Consider the following 19,150-nt stretch of genomic DNA (forward strand, 5'->3'; position numbering starts at 1 on the left):
AAAGCAGGTTTTAAACATTGGCTATGGAACAGTCGCAGTTTTTACAACTGGTAAATGAGCACCAGGGCATTATTCACAAAATATGCCGGCTTTACCGCAACAGCCGGGAAGACAGGGAAGATCTGTTTCAGGAGATTGTATTTCAGCTCTGGAAATCGGCACCGGGCTTTGGCGGCAGGGCGCAATTCAGCACCTGGCTGTACCGTGTAGCCTTAAGTACCGCACTGGCAGGTTATCGCAAAAAGGCCATTCCGGTTATATATATGGAGGCCCTGCCTGAGCAGCAGGCTGATAATACACCACGGGATGAACAACAGCAACAGCTGTGGCAGGCGCTTACCAAACTGCCAGATGCCGACAAAGCTATTATTGCCCTATACCTGGAAAACCTCAGCTACCAGGAAATAGCGGACATACTGGGCATTACTCACAGCAACGTAGGGGTAAAGCTGAACCGCGCCAAAAGCCGTTTACAACAACTTTTAAAACAATAATATTATGAATGAACAACAACTAAAAGCCGCATGGCAGGGGGCAGCCACCAGCCAGCAATCAACGGAAGCATTACACAACATGCTACAGGAAGGCAAACACCCTGTACTGAAACGCATGCGTAAACAGCTACTGATAGAACTGGCAGGATTCAGCGCTTTTCTGGTGGTGTACTACGATTTTTTTGATGGTAACCGTAAACCGCTATATGCCAACCTGCTGCTGGTAGCAGGTGTGGTATTGGTACTGCTGCACAACCTGTGGGGTTACCTGCTGACCCGTAAAAAACTAACTGCGGGGAATGTAACGGTTACACTACAGCAACATGCACACAGCCTGCGTAACTGGGCCGTTACCGCTGTAACGTGCCGTATAGCTGCCTTTGTATGCATATTACTGTTCTTTACTTCCGTTATCACCCTTACCCAGGCAAAACTATGGTTGCTGGCAGGCGCAGTAGCGGTTGCCGTTGTACAGATTCTATTACTGGCGCTTTTATGGGCCAACAGAATAAAAGCCATACAATCGGTAATCAACGATTTCCGGCATGCAGCATAACTAACAGGCTATCCAGCGCCCTGGGGCAGTAACCATTTTGACAGAAGAGCACCATCCCGGCAACACACTCTGCCCCTTTGAGGTACCAGACACGCTTTTGCAAGCCCATGTTTGAATTTTGCAAGTATCGGTTTGAATGCTGCTACAAACAGGGCTTCACGCCGCACTAGCTTTGTGTTATCAAACAAAAACAAAAGCTATGAACAAGCAAATATGGTTAGTAACAGGCGCCTCTAAAGGTTTAGGAGCTGTACTGGTAAAAAGATTACTGAGTGAAGGCTACAAAGTAGCCGCCACCTCCAGAAGCATTGCCGACCTGGAAAAAGCAGTAAGCATTAAAACAGAACAATTTCTGCCGTTAAGCATGAACCTGACCGATGAAGCAAGCGTTAAAGCAGCCATCGATGCTGCCGTTGCACACTTTGGCGGGGTAGATGTAATTGTAAACAATGCCGGTTACGGCATCATCGGCTCGCTGGAAGAAACTTCCGATGCAGAAGCGCGCAAAAACTTTGATGTAAATGTATTCGGCTCACTCAACGTTATCCGGGCAGCATTACCTTATATGCGTGACCAACGTTCGGGCCACGTGTTAAATATTGCCTCCATTGGTGGCTTTACAGGCGCCTTCCCCGGCTTTAGCATTTACTGCGCCGCCAAGTTTGCGGTACACGGTTTTACCGAATCGCTGGCTACTGAATTAAAGCCTTTTGGTATTGATACCACGGTAGTATCACCCGGTTATTTCCGCACCAATTTTCTGGATGCCGGTTCTATAGCCGTGGCAGCAAAAGAAATAGCAGGCTACGATAATGTAAGAGAAGTACAACATGCGCACCAGCACAATATCAACAACAACCAGGAGGGTGATCCTGAAAAAGCAGCGGCTGTAATGATAGCTACCGCTAATATGCAAAACCCACCGGTTCATTTATTCCTGGGTCAGGATGCTTATAATATGGCCGATGTTAAGATACAATCTGTACAAAAAGATCTGGCTGTAATGAAAGAACTGGCTACGGCTACCGCATTTGATAAGTAAGCGCAGCAGGCAGCAATACCTGTATGCAAAAAGGCGTTAAGAAACGCCCCCCTTAAAAGGAGGATACCACTGACAGGTATCCTCTTTTTTTTATGTTATCAGCTTACAGGTTTTACATATATATCCCTCATTATATATATTTTCGCGGCGTTAAACCTAAACCTTAACCAGATTAACAAAAAAACGCAACCTATTAAGTAGTCCATGCGCTTTTCCCCTCGGCGCGTTTCATTATCAAACAACCCGTAATTCCGCAAGACAGATTATGATCAGACATTTCAGGCGATGCAAGCGCCTTATCTTGCTATGCGCACTCGTGTGCCTGCACGTGATTACCCGTGCACAGGCACCGGTTTTTGTTCCGGACTCAGTCTATACCACCTATTGCAGCAGTATAGGTCAGTTAGATGTTTCCAAATTTTTAAAGGGCAGTGATGCCAATAGCGGACAAACACTTACGTGGACGGTTAAAACTGCTCCGTCTCATGGCACGTTAAGTGGCTTTCCCTTTTCTACCACCAGTAACGGAGGCCTTATTACCCCCAAAGGCCTTACCCTGCATCCCAATGGCAACTACGCAGGCACAGATACCTTTACGGTAAAGCTGAGCGATGGCACAAGTACGGATGAAATTACCATTCACCTGACTGCACTTGCTTCACCTGTGTTAGATACCATTGCGGGCAGAAGAACCCTGTGCGAATACAGCATGGCACGCTTAACCTGCAGCCCTGCCGGCGGAGTATGGGCCAGCAGCAACACCAGCATTGCTACTATTGATGCTAAGGGCGGTGATGCTATGGCATTGAAACCCGGCGTATCCATCATCTCTTACACTTACAGCAATGGTACCTGTGCCAGCAGTACTACAATTCCCTTTACTGTACTGGCCTACCCCGACCCGAGCGCTATTCTGGGCCCTGACGGGGTTTGTACCGGTAATACGATTCAACTTGGCAATACAGTATCCGGTGGCAAATGGAATACATCCGACTCATCCATTGCCATTGTAGACGCGAATGGCCTGTTAAAAGGTATTGCACCAGGTACCGCCACTATCCGGTATACCGTTACCAACGGTACCTGTAATATTACCCCCAGCAAATCTATTACCGTAGGTACACCTCCTGTGTTTACTGCCACTACGGGCGACAGCACACTTTGCGTGGGCACTACTTCTCAGTTAGCGAATACTACCACAGGTGGTACATGGGCCAGCAGCAATACTACCGTTGCCACCATCAGCAACAGCGGCCTGGTATCTGCACTGGCACCGGGCACCAGCACCATCTCTTACAGCTATGGCAGCGGCTGTACAACTACTGCTAAAATTACCCTGCGTGTAAATAACTTTACACCTACCGGTGCTATTACAGGCGATACCGCCATCTGTTCAGGCAGCACTTCGCAGTTCAGGAGCGTAAACCCCGGTGGCATATGGGGCTCCATTTCCAAAGGCGGCAGAGCATCTGTAAACCCCACACAAGGTAGCGTGTATGGCGGCAACCAGGGGTTGGCTCAGGTATACTACACACTCAGCAATACAGGCTGTAGTGATACCAGCTTTTTTGACATTAAAATTAAAGACTACGCTATTAAATTCGAATCCTTCTCCTGGTCGGGCTATACCTGTACGGGCGGCCTGGTTACCATAAACACCACCAGCAACCCAAGCGGTTACTGGCTCAGCAGCGACACCACGCTTGCTACCGTAAACCTGACCGGCGTACCTGCGCAGGTAAGAGCAAAGAACAAACCCGGCATAGTACAGATTACCTACAACTATGATGTGCCCGGAAAAGCTTGTGTAGCACGCAGTCCGCATGATATTGAAGTGTTGGAAAAACCAGGACAGATATCCGGCGTTCCCACAAACGCCACCCTATGCACAGGCACTACCCTGTGGTCGGCAGTTAAAGGAACCGGATATACCAAACTTACTGTATCAGACAGTTCCATAGCAACATTACAGGATAACGGCTATTATCTGGCGAAAAAGCCAGGCACCTGTTCCTTCGTTTATACTTATGCCAACAAAACCTGTCAGACAATTATAGTTACCACTATTACCGTAAAAGCCGTTCCTGTATTAGGCACGCTTACCGGTGCAGCTACGTTGTGCACAGGTAATACTACTACGTTAAAAGACGCTATGACCGGAGGCCGCTGGTTTACCAGCAATGCCACGTCAGCATCTATAGACAGTGTTACCGGTGTTATTACTGCCCTTAAAGCAGGCAGCACCACCATCAGACATATTTACAATAACGGCACCTGTGCTGATACTTCGTCTAAAACTATTTCCATAGCTACCACACCTGCGATTGCCCCTATTGCGGGTAGCAACCGGTTGTGTACCGGTACACGGAGTACTTATACCGACTCTATACCAGGCGGCAGATGGAGCAGCAGCAATTCTGCTGTATTTACCGTAGATTCATTGGGAGTAGTAACAGCCGTTTCGGCAGGTACCGCAACACTTTCCTATGTAACTACCAACGGCAGCTGTACCAGCACAGCTACCAAATCAATTTTTGTAAGCACTACACCAGATATTGCACCTGTTACGGGCAACAACGCGGTTTGTCCGGGTACCAATCTTCAACTGTATAGCACAACGGCCACCATAACCTGGTCGGTTGATAGCAGCAGGCTGGCCTATATAAGCAATGCAGGCTTACTGCAGGCCATGAACCCGGGCAAGGTAACCGTACGTGCCAGAATAGCCAATTCCAACTGCGTAAACTATGCATACAAAGAAGTAATTATTTATCCGTTTGCCGACACGCCGGTAATTACATCGGTAAGTAAGGCTACTTTCTGCTCAGGCGATAGCACCAGACTTACGGCTTCTGCCGCCAGCAGCTATCAGTGGCTGAACTATGGCCAGCCCATAGCTGGTGCTAACGCAGCCAGCTATATCACCCGCTCTGGTGGCACCTATTCCGTAGAGGCCACCAATACTAATGGTTGCAAAGCCAGATCAACCACAGTAAGTATTACCGTTAATGCTGTACCTGCTGTACGCCCCATTACCGGCGACACAGTTGTTTGTATGGGTATGCTGAGAAAAATTAACGGCCGCCCTATAGGTGGCACCTGGTACAGCAGCAATACCAGCGTGGCAACGATTGACTCAGAGGGCATTATCACCAGCATTAAGCCGGGTGTTACTACTATGAGTTACACTATCAGCAATGGCTATTGCAGCGCTACCGCCAGCACAAGTGTTACCGTAAGGGCATTACCAGAGGTACAGCCTGTTACCGGAGATACTATGATATGTTTACGCAGCGCCGGACGCCTGTATAACGCAACTGCAGGAGGCAACTGGTTCTCAGGCAATACCAATATTGTAAACTTTAGCGACAGTGGCAGAATATGGGGCTGGCAGGCAGGTACCACCACCGTACGTTATGAAATAAACGACGGCTACTGTTATAATACCGCCATCAAAAATGTAACCGTAATGGCTTTACCGGATGCACCGGTTATTGCTGCCAGAGACTCCGGTGTACTATGTAGGGCGGGCGACAGCATAATACTGCAATCTTCCGCTGCCGTTAACCAGTGGTTACTGAACGGAACAGCTATTACAGGTGCTACCCAAAACACGTATGTTGTTAAAAACGGAGGCTACTATTCCACTCAAACTACCAGCCAATATGGCTGCACCTCAAAGTCTGATGCTTTAGAAATCACCTTCCGGGCACTTCCTGCCAACAGCAGCATTACAGGTACCACCAGATTGTGCGCAGGCAGTACTGCACAGTTACTCAATGCCACTAAAGGGGGCATATGGAGCATCAGCGATAAAGCCATAGCTATCATTAATGATACTACAGGCGTAATAGAAGGTGTGAAAAAGGGTACGGCAATAGTTACCTATACCACCCGCAACAATTATTGCACATCGCCGGTAAGCACCACGGTTACCATTGGCGATATGCCCGCCGTTATGCCTATTACCGGTAACACCACTTTGTGCGTAAACGCCACCACACAGCTTGCCAACGCAGCAGGCAACGGCAGCTGGATAAGCAGCGACAGCAGCATTGCTGTAATTAATGCAACCGGTGTGGTAACAGGTGTAAAAGCAGGCACTGCCAGCATCAGCTATACTACCGCAAATGAATTCTGTAGTAATACCACCGCTGCACGTATTATAGTGAATGCTTTACCGGCCACACCTGTAATTGCTGCAAAGGGCAATACCGCGTTTTGTTCCGGCGATAGTGTTGTACTCACTTCTTCCGCCACAACGGGCAACCAGTGGCTGTTGAACGGTGCCGCCATTACCACTGGTACCGGCACACAATTTACAGCACGCACAGCGGGCAATTACAGCGTAAAGCATACCAACGCCAACGGCTGCACAGCTGTATCTGCACCGGCAGCAATTGCTTTACTGGCAGCGCCTGAAACCAATGTAACAGCAGGCGGCGCACTCAGTATCTGCGCGGGCGATACCGTATCATTAACCGCTGCTGCCACCTCCGGCACCCAATGGTTTAAAAACAACACCGCAATAACAGGCGCCACTGCTACTGTTTTGCAGATTACTAGCGCAGGCGATTATCAGCTGCAGGTAACCGGCACCAATGGCTGCAAAGCAGTTTCTCAGATATATACAGTAGCAGTTAACCCTATACCGGTTATTAACATCAGCAGCAGCGCAGGCAGCAGCATTACCAAAGGCAGCACCACACAATTGACTGTTACCAGTAGCGAAAGTATTGGCACTGTAAGCTGGACACCTGCCGCCACAGTTAACTTCCCGGCCTCAGCCAGTGTTACGGTTAATCCACAGGAAACCACACTGTATACCGTTCGCGTAAGCAGTGTAGCCGGCTGTAATGCTTCAGATACCATTACTATAGCGGTAGTGCCTGTTCAGCAATTCTCCGGGCGGATTATTATTACTCCTGACGGCGATGGAATCAACGATATGTTCAGCATTGAAAACGTGTCATCCTATGCTGATAACGAGTTACGCATTTACGACCGTTCCGGTAAGCTGGTATTTGAAAAACGTAACTACGATAACAAATGGGGCGGCACCTCAGGGCAAAACCTGCTTACTGCTGACACCTATTTCTTCGTATTCAGCTCACAAGGCAAAATCATTAAAAAAGGTTCTGTTACCATTGTACGTTAACAGAAAACACATAGCAATCAGTTATGAAAAAGTATATTACATTTTTACTGTTCCTCTGCGGCACCCAATGGGTGCCCGTAGCGGCACAGCAGGCATCCAACGTACCGGTTGCCCGCTTTTACCGGAATAACTATCTGGCAAACCCTGCCTATGCGGGCAGCCGGGAAAACGCTTTCTTTTACGGACTGGTAAACCACAGCTGGATTGGTTTTGAAGGCGCACCTACTTTAACGCAGTTTACAGCGGACCTGCCTTTTGCCGCGCATTCCGGCGCGGGTATTCAGTTTGCGTCTGACAAAAGCGGTGTACTAAAACGCACGTTGGCCAAACTCAGCTATGCTTACAAAATAAAGCTGGGAGAAAACAAACATCAGCTGAAACTGGGTTTTTCATTAACGGGCTATCGCCAGCAGCTGGATAATGCTGTTATTACTTCCGGCGGTTTATACGACCCTTCTGCCAAAGCCTTTAACGACAAAGGCTGGCAGATGGACGGAGACTTTGGCGCTGTTTACCAGAACAACGGCTTTTCATTCAGCGCAGCTGCTTTTAACCTGCGCAAATGGCTGAACAATAAGGAAAACGAAAAAGCAACCAATCTGGAAACCCTGAACCTGATGACCAGTTACACCCTTACCACCGGCGAAAAGATAGCAATCAAACCCCTGCTTTCTGCGCGCTTCTTCAGCGAGGAGAGCTGGATATTTGGCGCCGGTGCTCAGGCTGTGTATAGCGAGCTGGTGCATGTAAGCGCCATATGGCAGCATTCCGGCAGCATCAGCAGCACGGTAGGACTGATGTTGCATAATATAGGTGAAGCCAACTTTACTTATGTATCCAATACCAGACAAGGCCAGGGTAACCAATATGAAATAGGACTGGGTGTATCCTTTTCCGGAAAAAAATAGTTCCCTTCCCCCGGCCCATAAAAGGAGCTGTATCTTATGATACGGCTCTTTCTTTTTAGGACAAACGGCTATACAATTTCTACAGTAAATATGGAAAACCAATTTCGTGACAGCAAAACCAACAATTAACACCTTTTTGCATACGATACAACTTATTGTTAAACTGGATTACCGGCTACCGTTCCTATTCAAATGCATATATTTTAGCACCCGAATCATTAACCAAAAAAGTTATGAAAAAAACTCTACTCTTATCAGCAGTAGCATTGTGTACTGCACTCGCCGCATCGGCACAAATCAGTAAAGGATCGTCGTATCTGGGTGGCAATGCAGGCTTCAGAATGTCCACTACCAGGCCAGACAACGGCGACAAAACCACACTAACTCTATTTAACCTGAGCCCTTCAATGGGTTTCGCTTACAAAGAAAACCGGGTATGGGGATTGCTGCTTTCTTATGGAAACAGTACTTCAAAAACAGGCAACGACAAATACAGTTCAAACAGCTATGGCATTGGAGCTTTTCTAAGACAGTATCAGCCATTGGGAAAAGGATGTTATCTGTTTGCTCAGGAATCTCTGGTTTTTTACTACAACAATGGGAAAAGCAACTCAGCCAACTCAAGTAAAGACAATACCTACAACACCGGCCTTTCCTTATCTCCAGGCTTTGCCTATGATATCAGTAAAAAATTTCAATTAGAGCTTTTGCTCAACGGCCTTTTATATGCAAACTATGGCCATAATAAAGTAGAACAATCTGGCGGAGTAATACGGGAAGCCAGTAACCTGAGCGCCGGCAGCAGCTTAAGCAACCTCTCACAGGTAAACGCCATAAACATAGGAGCCCGCTTTGCATTTGGCAGATAGCCCTATGAAATTATTACACATTGTTACTGATGTTATTTCTCAGAATAACTAACCAAAAAGTCATGAAAAAAATATTACTCCTTTCAGCTATAGCTGCCTGTACAGCAATTTCAGTTTCCGCCCAAATCAGCAAAGGTTCAGCTTATGTTGGCGGTCTTATTAATATCAACAACACGTCCAACCAATACGGTACCGATCCGGAGGTGAAGCAGAATAGTTTTCTTATTTCACCCAGCATCGGCTTTGCTTATGCCGAAAATAGCATGTGGGGTATTAACCTCAACTATGGTCATTCTAAAACCGAAAACACCGGCCTGAACTATGATCTCAACACATATGGCCTGGGTGTATATCTCCGTCAATACAAGCCTATGGGAAAAGGATTTTATTTCTTTGCCCAGGAAGCACTTAATGGGAATTATACCAAAGGCACCCGTGAACTCACCAACCTGTATGATGTAAAAGAGCTTGATATTACCCTGGGAATCTCTCCCGGCTTTGCATACGACGTAAGCAAAAAGTTTCAACTGGAGATTTTATTAAACAATCTCTTCTTTGCAGATTATAGCCAATCAAGAACAACAACCCAATCAACAGCAACCCCCATTGTTACCAAAACGAAAGAATTTGGCATAGGCAGCAATTTAAGTAGTATTGCCCAGGTAGGTTCGGTAAGTATTGGTGCACGGTTTGTGTTTGGCAGGTAAGCTATTTAGATTCTTAAAAAGGCCGGAGTTTGGGTAATTAACAACACTCCGGCCTTTTATTATCCTATCTGCCAACAACCTAAAAGAAGTTCAAAAAAGAGCAGTGGCACAATAATCAATCCATCTGTTCAGGGTTTAAAAAAAAGGCCATTTAAGCCTCCTTTCCAAATGTAGGGTTATATATCAAACCAATAATATTACCCCATAAATCTTTAACAGTTGCTACTACTATATCTCCCCCAACATTCGTTGGCGCCTCATGAACAGTAGCGCCCAGTGCTATAATACGGGCAAACTCAGCTTCTATATCTTCCACGCCCCAGTAGGTAAGCACGTTTTCACTTTTAACAGCGCTGCCACCTTGTTCGGGTTGCAGGCCCAGTTCATATCCACCAATATTATAACCAGCGTAAAAAGGTTCATCAAAGTAGGGGGTTGCATTAAACACCGCGTTATACCAGGCTTTTGCCTTTTCCATATCCGGTACGTAGTAAATAACAGTTCTTAATCCCAGCATAATTATTTATTTAGTTAGCAAAATTACAAGTCCTCAGCCCCTGTTGTTTTGGAAAAAAGCGACAAAATTACCGTGCACCAGGTGGCAGGCCGGTATAACGTTTAATCTCGTTAGAAAAATGCGACTGATCATAATAACCACATTCTTCTGCCAGCATAGCCATGTCAACATGCTGTGTTAACCGCATCTTATGCCAGGCTGCACGGAAACGTACAATACCAGAAAAAGCTTTGGCGCTTACCCCTACCTGCTCTTTAAAATGCCGCTCCAGCCTACGCGGGGTGAGATAATGCTCCTGCGCCAGCTGCCCTACCCGCATATTTCCTTTGTGCTGAATTATACTACCAATTATCTCTTGTAGTAAAAGCGACTGTTTGGAAAGGCGGCGAAGAAAATACTGATCCAAACGCTCTGTAAACCCCTGTTCCGCCAGTTTCAGATTTAGCAGCTCACGTTCAAACAATATACATTCATCTGCGGTGCCGCTTAAAGACATACTATAAAAGGCAGCAAAAGCACCCGGCCTGAAACGTATACCCACCAGGCGTGAATATGCAGGCACACAGCTGTCCGTATAAGTAGTCATGGTACCCACCAGGTACACCTGCTCAGGCCACAACCTCTCTACCTGCTGCCCGGAAAAAACGGTATCTCCCAGATTACAGATAAGATCCACCGCACCATCCGGCAAAATGCGGCTAACCGCAGGTTGTACCAGCCTGCCGGTGGTTACCGTCCAGTAAGCATCTATGTAATTGCGCAGGGCTATATGCGGCTGGTGTTCGGTGTACATCTTCACAAATTTACCCGTTAATGGCTAAATAACACAGCGCGTCTATCATGCAGTCAAGGTTCACTACAGTTAAATAATTCATAACACACCTTCAAAGCTATGCACTGTTTGCAACACCTGGCTTTGCCGTTTACACTGGTATATGAAACTGATATAGAAAAACCTCTGGTTGTTGTGCCTATCGGACGCCCTCAGCCTACAGGCACAACAGCAGCCTCCCCGATGCAAACAGATCACATTCGAAAAAAACAGCTATTTCTTATCAGACAACCCTATGGTTATCAGATCAAAGTAAAATAATAAATGAAGTATACCAGCCCTACACAACTCTCCCAAAAAAATCAGCATATAACTGGCCCCGCGTTCAGAAATACTTTTTATCTTCGATAGCAATTAGTTGCATAGCTAACTATTATTTAGCCGGGAATTTTCTAAACGCAAGACCATGAAACGTACGATTAAAAAAGTAGCAGTATTAGGAAGTGGCGTTATGGGTTCGAGAATTGCTTGTCACTTTGCCGGAACAGGCGTGCAGGTGCTTCTGCTGGACATTGTGCCTAAAGAAGCAACGGAAAGCACTAAGCCTGCGGAAAGAAACAAAATTGTCAACGATGCCTTACAGGCCGCTATTAAAAGCAGCCCCTCACCGGTGTACTCTAAAAATGTGATAAAGAATATCACTACCGGTAACTTCGACGACAACCTGAAAGAGATCAGCAAATACGACTGGGTAATTGAAGTGGTGGTAGAACGCCTGGACATCAAACGCTCGCTGTACGAACGTGTGGAGCAGTTCCGCAAACCAGGTACGCTTATCACCTCCAATACATCAGGTATTCCTATTCATATGCTGAGCGAAGGGCGTAGTGAGGATTTTAAAAAACATTTCTGCGGCACACACTTTTTTAACCCGCCACGTTACCTGCGTTTACTGGAAATTATCCCTACCAAAGACACCGATTCAGCAATAGTGGATTTTCTGATGCACTATGGCGATCTGTTTCTTGGTAAAACCACCGTACTGGCCAAGGACACCCCTGCTTTTATTGCCAACCGTATAGGTGTGTTTGGCATCATGAGCATTTTTAACAGCATGGAAAAGCTGGGGCTTACTATTGATGAGGTGGATGCGCTGACAGGACCGTTGATAGGCCGCCCCAAATCTGCCACCTTCCGTACCGCCGATGTGGTAGGTATTGATACGCTGGTAAATGTGGCCAAAGGCGTTGCCGCCAACTGCCCTGACGATGAGGCTAAAGCGGTATTTGCTATTCCTTCCTGGCTGGATAAGCTGGTAGAAAATAAATGGCTGGGCGATAAAACCGGACAAGGCTTTTTTAAAAAGACCAAAGGTTCCGGCGGCGAAAAAGAGATTCTGGTGCTGAACCTGAAAACACTGGAATACGAAGCCCGCACCAAACCTAAGTTTGCTTCAGTTGAAACGGCCAAACCGGTAGAAAGCCTGAAGCAACGTTTAAAAATATTAACCTCCGGGCAGGATAAGGCGGCAGAGTTTCTGCGTCATTTCCATTATGCCCTGTTCTCTTACATCTCCCACCGCATTCCTGAAATCAGTGATGAACTGTACCGTTTAGACGATGCCATGATTGCCGGCTTTGGCTGGGAAATAGGCGCGTTTGAAAGCTGGGATGTACTGGGCGTGGCCGATACCATTACTAAAATGGAAGCAGCAGGCTACCAGGTAGCGCCCTGGGTAAAAGACATGCAGGCAGCGGGTGCACAAACCTTTTACAAAGTAGAAGGCAGCAAACGCCTGTACTACGACATTGCCACCAAAGCTTATAAAGCATTACCGGGTGGCGAATCCTTTATCATTCTCTCTAACTATAAAGAGAAAACCGTTTGGAAAAACAGCAATGCGGCTCTGTATGATATTGGTGACGGTGTAGCAGCCCTGCAATGGAACACAAAAATGAATACCATTGGCGGTGAGGTGCTGGAAGCGGTGAACAAAGGCATAGGCATTGCCGAAGAAAAGTTTAAGGGACTGGTGATTGCCAACGACGGCCCCAACTTTAGTGCGGGTGCCAACGTGGGTATGATTTTCATGTTTGCTGTGGAGCAGGAGTTTGACGAGTTGGATATGGCCATACGCCAGTTTCAGAATACCATGATGCGGGTACGCTACTCTTCTGTTCCGGTGGTGGTGGCACCGCATGGCCTTACTTTAGGAGGTGGTTGCGAGATGAACCTGCATGCCGACAAAATTTGTGCATCTGCCGAATGCTACATCGGTTTAGTTGAATTAGGTGTAGGTTTAATTCCCGGTGGTGGTGGAACCAAAGAGTTTACCCTGCGGGCTGCTGACGAGATGCATGAAGATGAGCCTGAAACCATCACGCTCAAGAATAGATTCCTTTCGATTGCTACCGCCAAAGTGGCGACTTCCGCCCATGAAGGCATGGATATGGGTATTTTACGCAAAGGCCATGATGAAATAGTAATGAACCAGGCAAGAAGAATTGCCGAGGCTAAACGCAGCGTTATAGAGCTGTATGATAGTGGTTATCAAACCCCGATACAAAGAACTGATGTAAAGGTACTGGGCCGTTCAGCCCTGGGTGCACTTTATGCAGGCATTAACGGTATGTGGCGTGGCAATTACGCAACCGACCACGATGCACTGGTAGCCCGCAAACTGGCTTATGTGATGTGTGGCGGCGACCTGAGCGAACAAAGCCTGGTAAGTGAACAATATCTGCTTGACCTGGAAAGGGAAGCGTTTTTAAGTTTATCCGGCGAACGGAAAACCCTGGAGCGTATTCAGGCCGTACTGAAAACCGGAAGACCTATCAGAAATTAGTGCGTTAGTTACTTGTTATAGATACACATGAGAAAACAAAGGAAGCCGTTACAGTGTAACGGCTTCCTCCTTTTATGCAATATTCATTGATCACACTACTACTGATTTATAAAATCTTCCCGCATAGGACTGAAAACGTCTACCAGCATGCCCGCTTCCAGGCATACCACCCCATGCACCGCATCCGGCGTTACATAAAAAGCATCGCCCGCCTTCAGCACTTTCTTCTCCCCGGCAATCTCCACTTCAAATACACCACTATCCACCTGTGAAATCTGAGTGTGAAAATGGGAGTGTAGTGCACCCACGGCACCTGTTTCAAACTGCACCTTCACCAGCATTACGCGGTTATCATAACACATGATTTTTCTTTTTACGCCACCGCCCATATCCTGCCAATCCAATGAAGCATCTTCTATAAAAGCTTTTGTGGTATTCTGTTGCATATATTATAGGTTTACCTGTATTGCCAAACTACGCCAAAGGTAACAACAAACCCGCGCAGAAAACAAAAGGCCATACCCTAACGGATATGGCCCCGATGCAATATAGATTTAAACACTGGTTAATTATCTCCAGCCTGCGTTAGACACGTTTATGCCATCTGCTTTGGCTACTGTTCCAAAAGTATAATAAGGAGCCACCTCGCCAAAAGTTTCCAGCGTTTGAGCAGGTAAAGGCAGGTGCAGTGGGGTACCCTTCTGTAACAGATTCAGCTTGCGCATTTCAAAAAACTGTATACCAAAACCGGTAACATACAATTCCACATGCCTTTCATGATGAATAGCCTGTACAAGCGCATTCAGGTCGGCAGCAACATCTGCCATTTGTCCCCTGGTTTTACGCGTACTGGTATTGATGATAGCAGCCGCTCCGGCAAGATCATTGGTATACACTCTGGCTTCCGCACGCAGCATATCATTTTCCGCCTTCATCACTTCACCTTTGGCGGCATCTGCATTTACATATAACGCATCATAGCGCTTGCTACGATAACTGCTGAAATGATAGTAACCACGGGCCACCTGAAACCAGTTAGAAGACACATATTCAAAATCGGACAACAATCTCTTATCAGCAGGATTGGTGGATACCGGTGGATACGGGAAGCTGGCATTATCATCCCAATGCGCCGGCTGTGTTACAGGGTCCATCATATGCACCACATACATATCTGTAACACCCCAGCCCTGATACGTAAGATAATCACCCGCCTCATCATACCATTTGGCATAGTTGTCCATTACCACATTAAAATCACTGGATATACCGGCATCTGCATAAGCTTTTACTTTTGCCCAGTTTACGGCTGCCAGTTCTGTTTTGTTTCTTGGGGTATACGATAAAATACGGGCTGCATGTGTATTACAAAGTTTTACAAAATCAGCACTGGAAAAGTCAGCCTCCGCTCCCAGCCAGCTCAGCGGAACAGAAAATGAATTAGCAGTGGCTATGGCAATAGCTGTATCCAGATACGCTACGGCCGCAGCTGCAATTTGCCCGTACGGAATGGCATCTGCTACGGTGGCATCTGGTATATCTATTTTTTCATCTACCAGAAAAGCTTTATCAAACACAAATGCCAGGTTACCATATGCCACACCCTGAATAAACTTACTAAAGGCCCTTGCTCTGGCATTACCGGCACCTGCAGCCCCAATATTAGTTCCGCCCTCAATAGCCTTTAACACGTTAGAAGCGGTGTTAATAGCTGCATACATTTTATTGAAGTAATCGTACGTTTGTGTGTTATAAGAATACGCTGCGGTATTAACCCATGCATTGTTACGCGGCTCCCACGACATGTCGCGCATGGCATAGTTACCCCATGAACAGGAAACGTTATCGGCAGCAGTAGCCAGCATAGGCGCAACGCCTCCTGCCATATGTGTACCATCATAAATGGTATTATATAAGTTGGAAGTAAGACTTTCCAGATCATCACCACTGGCATATACCTGCTGAAAATCAGGTTCGTTTTTATTAACCACATCCAGATCCTTTTTACAGCTTTGCAACACTGATAAGGATGATGCTATAAGGAAAAGACCCGCTATTTTAAATTTCATAACTACAATTTTGAATGAACAAATACTAAAAATCAAATGCAAGAGAGAAGGCAATGTTTCTGAAGTTGGGGTACTTATAAGTACCGTCATAGGGCTCGCGCAAACTACCCACTTCAGGATCGTACCCCGTATAGTCAGTAATCGTCCACAGGTTACGGCCAATCACTTTGGCAGAAACGCCTTTTACCACACCTTTGAAAGCCTTATCCAGCAGGTTTCTGGAGAAGCTATACCCAATAGCCAGCTCGCGCAGTTTAACGTAGCTGCCTTTCTCTACCCAGTATTTGTTAATGATGTTGGTGTTATAGAAGTTAATATAGTAATCGTATGTCTTTTTCTGTCCGTCGGGTACACCAGACATATCCATAATTTTGTTACGGTAGTCACGGGTAATCCATTGCCCCTTGGCGTTATAAATATCCCCCCCATTCTTTACATCAAACAGAAAATACAGGCTGATTCCTTTGTAAGTAAGCGTATTGGCAATACCCAGATTAAACTTCGCATTACCGTCGCCTATTTTTCCATACCAGTTATTGCCCTGCTCATCTTTCAGCACCACTGCTTTTTCATTGGCAGTACCTTCTGTACCTTTTTCAATTACATACCCATCAGAGTTAACCACATAATCGCCAATAGCTTTGCCGGAAGGCAATTGCTTTGCCATCTGATCCAGGGTTCTTACCCAATCATACCCATACATAGCACCATATTGCTCGTTAGAACGCACATAAAACATCTGGTTGCCACCACCATCTGTACTACCAAACAGGTAGGGAGGAACCGGCAGGTCTGTTATTCTTTGTCTGATTCTGGAGAATACTACGTTAGAGTTCCAGGAGAAGTCTTTCTGGGTAATCCATCTGGCTCCCAGGCTCAGTTCCAATGTATTGGATTTAACTGTACCGCCATTTACATACTGTCCTTTAAAACCCTGGTTTACAAACGGAGGCCGCTTTTGCTGAATAAACTGATCGGAAGTGGTTGAGCGGGCATAAACCGCCTCAAAGCTGAATTTTCTTAAGAAGTCTACATTTAAGCCTACTTCTGTTTCTGCGGTTTTAGACGGCTTCAGTAATGGGTTGCTTTTCCATTCAGCTTCTGCCTGGCCCAAACCACTGAAGGTATAACGTTCATAAATCCATCCAAACTGCGGACGTATGCCGGCAGTACCATAAGCGGCACGTACTTTCAGTTCATCAATACCCGGAATTCTGACATCCTGCGAAATACGGTAAGCACCGGACAAACGATAGTAAGAATTCCATCTTGCATCAGGGCCAAACAGGGAGGAACCATCATAACGATACATACCATCAAACAGAATTTTTTCTTTCCAACCCAGCCCTAACGCAACAAAGTAGTTCTGCGCTTTCTCTTCTTCTATTTTAGAGTCAGAGGAAGTAATGCTGCTGAAGTTGTAAAAACGAGGTACATCTTTATACACGAAGCGCGAAGCTGAGGTTCTGTAGTCTTCATAATATCTGTTCTCATATAAATAAGACAAACGACCTCTTACACTCAGGTCACCAAACTTCTCAGCCAGGTTTAAGGTTACCTGTGTATTGGCTGTTTTGGTTTCGCTGGAAAACTTTTCCATACTACCGTTGGTGTAAGACATGCCGTTAGTTGCAGCAGTACCACCTGTAGGCGTCCAGTAATCTTTTGGATAATAGCTGGTATAACGATAGTTTTCAATTTCCAGCGTCTGAAGCACATCCAGGTTAGCCCAGGAAGTAAACTTTGCATTGGCACCATAGCTACCAATCCACCTTCTGGTTTTATCATCTCTTTGCTGTTTGGAAAGATTGTATAAAGGGTTGGTGGTTTCGCCATTAAACTGATTAATGCGCAGGTAATAGGGTTGTCCATCCGGGTTCAGGGCTTTTAAATCTGCATCGGGCTCAGCCAGTACAATATTGAAAAAAGTACCTGCTCCGTTACCCGGGTATTTATAGGTAGTATTAATATACAGGTTAGAGGTGGTAAGTTTTAACCATGGTGCTATTTCATGCTCCAGATTAAAACGGTAGTTCTGTCTTTTATATCCTTGCGTAAACTGGATAATACCTTCCTGTGAGTTGTTTTCGAAAGAGGTATAGATACTGGTTTTACCAGACCGGGATGATACCCCTACGAAGTTGGTATAGTTAACCCCGGTTTTAAAAAACTCATCCTGCTGATTACGCGTAACACCAAATGGATTATCCAGAAAATGATCATCATCAATAGCTCTGTTACCAGCAATGCCGGGATTGTAACCAGCACCTATGTAACCATTGGGATAAGTAACTCCTGCATATTTGGTATACTGCCCCTGATATTGCTGCCAATCGGTTGCCAGCTTATAGGGGTGATGCGTTGCCAGTTCCAGCTTTTTAGCAATGCTCTGAAACCCCACTTCATTACGAATGGTAACTTTAGTGGTATTGGCAGCCAGCTTGCTACCCTTTTTTGTGATAATAGAAATAACGCCATTACCTGCACGTGAGCCGTACAAAGAAGAGGCTGCCGCACCTTTTACCACTTCCATAGATTCTACATCATCTACGTTAATATCGCTGATATTACCGTTCAGAATAACCCCATCCAGCAGAATCAACGGACCAGACCCCACCAGGTTCAGGTTATTATCGGCACGCAACAGGATATCGGTTGAGCCGCCCGGCGCGCCTGAGCCGGAACTGCTGCGTACACCGGCCACTTTGCCGGATAGTGCAGAAGACATAGATAAAGCTGGCGTAGCACTCAGCCTGTCTTCGCCTATTTTGGTAACCGATACAGTCAGCTGCTTGCGGGAGGTGGCTGCTGCCACACCAGACACCACAATCTCGCTTAAAGTAACTTCAGAAACAGCCAGTACTACCGTAATGTCGGTTGTACCATCCAGTTTCACATCTGTTGGTTCATACCCGATAGCACTTACTACAATTTCTTTTTTTCCCTGTGGAATGTTTACAGTGAAAGTACCATCTGAAGCTGTTGCAACCCCTCTGGAAGTTCCTTTGATTAAAACGGAGGCAGAAGGAATAGGCTTACCATCTTTTGCCAATACTTTGCCTTTAAGGAGGGTTTGTGCTGATACGGACAGGCAAGACATGCCTAGTACCACTAACAGCGTTAGAAGTCGTCTCATGTGCATTTAGTTTTAGTTACAGAAATTAAATATATAATTAAAAAATGCCCATTCCAAGCAATTATTTAACAAATAAT

At 46.1% G+C, this 19,150-nt stretch carries 13 protein-coding genes; 8 read left to right on the forward strand and 5 right to left on the reverse strand.

Translation table 11 applies throughout. The features are described from left to right. Nucleotides 1-23: 23 nt before the first annotated feature. The 7 genes from IEY13_RS20100 (at nucleotide 24) to IEY13_RS20130 (ending at nucleotide 9,734) form a co-directional block, all read left to right on the forward strand. Nucleotides 24-494, forward strand: coding sequence for an RNA polymerase sigma factor (locus IEY13_RS20100; RefSeq protein ID WP_188955568.1), 471 nt, complete (start codon nucleotides 24-26; stop codon nucleotides 492-494). 4 nt (nucleotides 495-498) lie between these two features. Continuing rightward, complete coding sequence (locus IEY13_RS20105; protein WP_188955570.1) at nucleotides 499-1,050, forward strand: hypothetical protein; 552 nt, start codon at nucleotides 499-501, stop codon at nucleotides 1,048-1,050. Between the two features lie 199 nt (nucleotides 1,051-1,249). Further along, entirely contained in the window at nucleotides 1,250-2,092 is an 843-nt protein-coding gene (locus IEY13_RS20110; protein WP_188955572.1) for an SDR family oxidoreductase, read from the forward strand. A 301-nt stretch (nucleotides 2,093-2,393) separates the two neighbouring features. Next, entirely contained in the window at nucleotides 2,394-7,250 is a 4,857-nt protein-coding gene (locus IEY13_RS20115; protein ID WP_188955574.1) for an Ig-like domain-containing protein, read from the forward strand. A 23-nt stretch (nucleotides 7,251-7,273) separates the two neighbouring features. Next, nucleotides 7,274-8,158, forward strand: a complete 885-nt coding sequence (locus IEY13_RS20120; RefSeq protein ID WP_188955576.1) for a PorP/SprF family type IX secretion system membrane protein — start codon at nucleotides 7,274-7,276, stop codon at nucleotides 8,156-8,158. 233 nt (nucleotides 8,159-8,391) lie between these two features. After that, nucleotides 8,392-9,027 carry an outer membrane beta-barrel protein gene (locus tag IEY13_RS20125; RefSeq protein ID WP_188955578.1) on the forward strand — a complete coding sequence of 212 codons (636 nt, stop codon included), beginning with the start codon at nucleotides 8,392-8,394 and terminating at the stop codon, nucleotides 9,025-9,027. Between the two features lie 62 nt (nucleotides 9,028-9,089). Beyond that, complete coding sequence (locus IEY13_RS20130) at nucleotides 9,090-9,734, forward strand: outer membrane beta-barrel protein (RefSeq protein ID WP_188955580.1); 645 nt, start codon at nucleotides 9,090-9,092, stop codon at nucleotides 9,732-9,734. Nucleotides 9,735-9,885: 151 nt separating this feature from the next. On the opposite strand, the gene IEY13_RS20135 is transcribed toward IEY13_RS20130, so the two are convergent. Both IEY13_RS20135 and IEY13_RS20140 read right to left on the reverse strand, forming a co-directional pair. After that, nucleotides 9,886-10,251: a VOC family protein gene (locus IEY13_RS20135; RefSeq protein ID WP_188955582.1), complete on the reverse strand. Its 366-nt coding sequence runs from the start codon at nucleotides 10,249-10,251 to the stop codon at nucleotides 9,886-9,888. A gap of 67 nt (nucleotides 10,252-10,318) precedes the next feature. Then, on the reverse strand, nucleotides 10,319-11,044 hold the full coding sequence (locus IEY13_RS20140; protein ID WP_188955584.1) for a helix-turn-helix domain-containing protein: 726 nt from the start codon (nucleotides 11,042-11,044) through the stop codon (nucleotides 10,319-10,321). A 445-nt stretch (nucleotides 11,045-11,489) separates the two neighbouring features. Here IEY13_RS20140 and IEY13_RS20145 point away from each other — a divergent pair, with 445 nt between their 5' ends. Further along, a complete protein-coding gene (locus tag IEY13_RS20145) occupies nucleotides 11,490-13,868 on the forward strand; it encodes a 3-hydroxyacyl-CoA dehydrogenase/enoyl-CoA hydratase family protein (RefSeq protein ID WP_188955586.1) in 2,379 nt (792 codons plus the stop codon). Between the two features lie 98 nt (nucleotides 13,869-13,966). Here the strand turns inward: IEY13_RS20145 and IEY13_RS20150 are convergent, their stop codons facing one another. The 3 genes from IEY13_RS20150 to IEY13_RS20160 all read right to left on the reverse strand — a co-directional run bounded on the left by IEY13_RS20150 (nucleotide 13,967) and on the right by IEY13_RS20160 (nucleotide 19,073). Continuing rightward, nucleotides 13,967-14,314, reverse strand: coding sequence for a cupin domain-containing protein (locus IEY13_RS20150; RefSeq protein WP_188955588.1), 348 nt, complete (start codon nucleotides 14,312-14,314; stop codon nucleotides 13,967-13,969). Nucleotides 14,315-14,437: 123 nt separating this feature from the next. Further along, nucleotides 14,438-15,937: a hypothetical protein gene (locus tag IEY13_RS20155; RefSeq protein ID WP_188955590.1), complete on the reverse strand. Its 1,500-nt coding sequence runs from the start codon at nucleotides 15,935-15,937 to the stop codon at nucleotides 14,438-14,440. Nucleotides 15,938-15,962: 25 nt separating this feature from the next. Continuing rightward, nucleotides 15,963-19,073 (reverse strand): SusC/RagA family TonB-linked outer membrane protein, encoded by a 3,111-nt coding sequence (locus tag IEY13_RS20160; RefSeq protein WP_188955592.1) that lies wholly within the window; start codon nucleotides 19,071-19,073, stop codon nucleotides 15,963-15,965. Nucleotides 19,074-19,150 lie beyond the last annotated feature (77 nt).

The sequence above is a fragment of the Filimonas zeae genome, from assembly GCF_014641615.1.
GTDB classification, from domain to species: Bacteria; Bacteroidota; Bacteroidia; order Chitinophagales; family Chitinophagaceae; genus Filimonas; species Filimonas zeae.

Bases quoted from the DNA above. Each gene is read 5' to 3' on its own strand.
- IEY13_RS20100 (WP_188955568.1), top strand. From the start codon at position 24: ATGGAACAGTCGCAGTTTTTACAACTGGTAAATGAGCACCAGGGCATT.
- IEY13_RS20105 (WP_188955570.1), top strand. From the start codon at position 499: ATGAATGAACAACAACTAAAAGCCGCATGGCAGGGGGCAGCCACCAGC.
- IEY13_RS20110 (WP_188955572.1), top strand. From the start codon at position 1,250: ATGAACAAGCAAATATGGTTAGTAACAGGCGCCTCTAAAGGTTTAGGA.
- IEY13_RS20120 (WP_188955576.1), top strand. From the start codon at position 7,274: ATGAAAAAGTATATTACATTTTTACTGTTCCTCTGCGGCACCCAATGG.
- IEY13_RS20125 (WP_188955578.1), top strand. From the start codon at position 8,392: ATGAAAAAAACTCTACTCTTATCAGCAGTAGCATTGTGTACTGCACTC.
- IEY13_RS20130 (WP_188955580.1), top strand. From the start codon at position 9,090: ATGAAAAAAATATTACTCCTTTCAGCTATAGCTGCCTGTACAGCAATT.
- IEY13_RS20135 (WP_188955582.1), bottom strand. From the start codon at position 10,251: ATGCTGGGATTAAGAACTGTTATTTACTACGTACCGGATATGGAAAAG.
- IEY13_RS20140 (WP_188955584.1), bottom strand. From the start codon at position 11,044: ATGTACACCGAACACCAGCCGCATATAGCCCTGCGCAATTACATAGAT.
- IEY13_RS20145 (WP_188955586.1), top strand. From the start codon at position 11,490: ATGAAACGTACGATTAAAAAAGTAGCAGTATTAGGAAGTGGCGTTATG.
- IEY13_RS20150 (WP_188955588.1), bottom strand. From the start codon at position 14,314: ATGCAACAGAATACCACAAAAGCTTTTATAGAAGATGCTTCATTGGAT.
- IEY13_RS20155 (WP_188955590.1), bottom strand. From the start codon at position 15,937: ATGAAATTTAAAATAGCGGGTCTTTTCCTTATAGCATCATCCTTATCA.
- IEY13_RS20160 (WP_188955592.1), bottom strand. From the start codon at position 19,073: ATGAGACGACTTCTAACGCTGTTAGTGGTACTAGGCATGTCTTGCCTG.